This window comes from Methylophaga sp. (assembly GCF_965655755.1).
In the GTDB taxonomy this organism is placed as follows: Bacteria; Pseudomonadota; Gammaproteobacteria; order Nitrosococcales; family Methylophagaceae; genus Methylophaga.
The window spans coordinates 107,720-109,248 of record NZ_CBFHHW010000005.1; the positions used below are offsets into that span (position 1 = coordinate 107,720).

The 1,529-nt window shown below is 45.1% G+C and carries 2 protein-coding genes; both read left to right on the plus strand.

The window, feature by feature from the left end:
- On the plus strand, positions 1 to 728 hold a 728-nt coding region (locus ACTF5U_RS03405), incomplete at its 5' end, for a LysR substrate-binding domain-containing protein (RefSeq protein WP_438970232.1).
- 94 nt (positions 729 to 822) lie between these two features.
- Positions 823 to 1,389 carry an SRPBCC family protein gene (locus ACTF5U_RS03410; RefSeq protein WP_438970233.1) on the plus strand — a complete coding sequence of 189 codons (567 nt, stop codon included), beginning with the start codon at positions 823 to 825 and terminating at the stop codon, positions 1,387 to 1,389.
- Positions 1,390 to 1,529: the final 140 nt, after the last annotated feature.

A 1,529-nucleotide genomic window follows, 5' to 3' on the forward strand; every position in this document is an offset into this window, starting at 1 on the left:
CAGTTATTGCAATGGCAGAACGCGTGTTGCAAGACGTCGATAATATTCGTCAGATTGCAGCAGACAGTCGGAGTGATCAAACCGGCACATTATCTATAGGCACCACCCATACTCAAGCCCGATATGCACTGCCTTCAGCGATCAAAACTTTCTCTCAACACTATCCCAACGTGCACCTGAACATGGTGCAGGGAACACCTTCTGAAGTCGCCGAAATGGCCGCTACAGGAAAGGTCGATATCGCCATTGCCACAGAAGGTTTATCAAAATTTGAACAGCTGGCGATCCTGCCCTGTTATGAATGGAACCGTTGCGTTGTTGTTCCACCAAATCATCCTCTTTTAGCGATGTCTGAACTGACCCTGAAGGCACTTGCTGACTATCCTATTCTGACGTATGTAATGGGATTTACCGGACGGGCACAACAGGATCAGTCCTTTATTAAGCAAGGCTTACATCCTAATGTTGTTTTCACGGCAACGGATGCCGATGTCATCAAAACCTATGTTGAACTGGAGCTGGGTATCGGCATTATCGCCAGTATGGCGTTTGATCCGGACAAAGACACACCCCTCAAAGCCATAGATGCCAGACATTTGTTTAATCCCAGCATTACGCATATGGGTATACGTAAAGGCAGTTATCTTCGCGGATATATGTATGCGTTTATTGAATTTTTTGCAGCCCACCTTGATAAAGCTACCGTTGAACGTGCGATTCGTCTTTAGGAGTCTTTCACATTGTCCACCATGACAAAAGCTGCTAATTTGAGCGCTGCTGTTTCCAGCAAAAAAATAACTAACTGAAATATTAGGACTCATTATGAAGCAATTATTAAAAGGCTTGTTACTAAGCCTTGCTCTGTTACCCGCTCTGGCATACTCACATGGCGCACCGCGTTTAAAAGTTGAAGAAAGCGTTATTATCAATGCGGAACCCGCTGTTGTATGGGATGCCGTCAAAAATTTCGATAGCGCTCACACTTGGATCCCTGCGATTGAAGCCACAGATGCCAGTGGTAATGAAAAAGGCGCAACACGCACGCTGACTTTAAAAGGCGGAGCAACCGTTTCTGAAAAGCTCAAAAAATTCGATGATGAAACCATGAGCTATATGTACCAAATCACTGACATCAGCAAAGCCGGTGAAGTGGATGACCATGGCGAGATGCATGAAGTCCCAGCTTTCCCTGTCGGTAAGTACAAAGCCTGGGTCAGCGTTGAAGCTGTAGACGACGGCACCAAAGTAACCTGGCTGGCAAAATTCTTCCGTGCCTACCATGGTAGCCATGAGCCACCTGCTGAATTAGGTGATGATGCCGCAACCAATGCCGTGACAGGTCTTTTCACAAGCAGTCTGGAAAACCTTAAAAACATGCTGGAAAAATAATCTAAAGCATCGTTTCATAAGATAGGCACCTTCGGGTGCCTTTTTTGTATCCAGCCTGACTATAATTCTGTCTATGAAACTGACGAATAACTAACATCATGCCCTCAAACAAACTCAAAAAAATTATCCAGCAAATAGAA

Excerpts from the sequence above, each read along its gene's own strand:
- ACTF5U_RS03410 (WP_438970233.1), top strand. The coding sequence starts at position 823 with ATGAAGCAATTATTAAAAGGCTTGTTACTAAGCCTTGCTCTGTTACCC.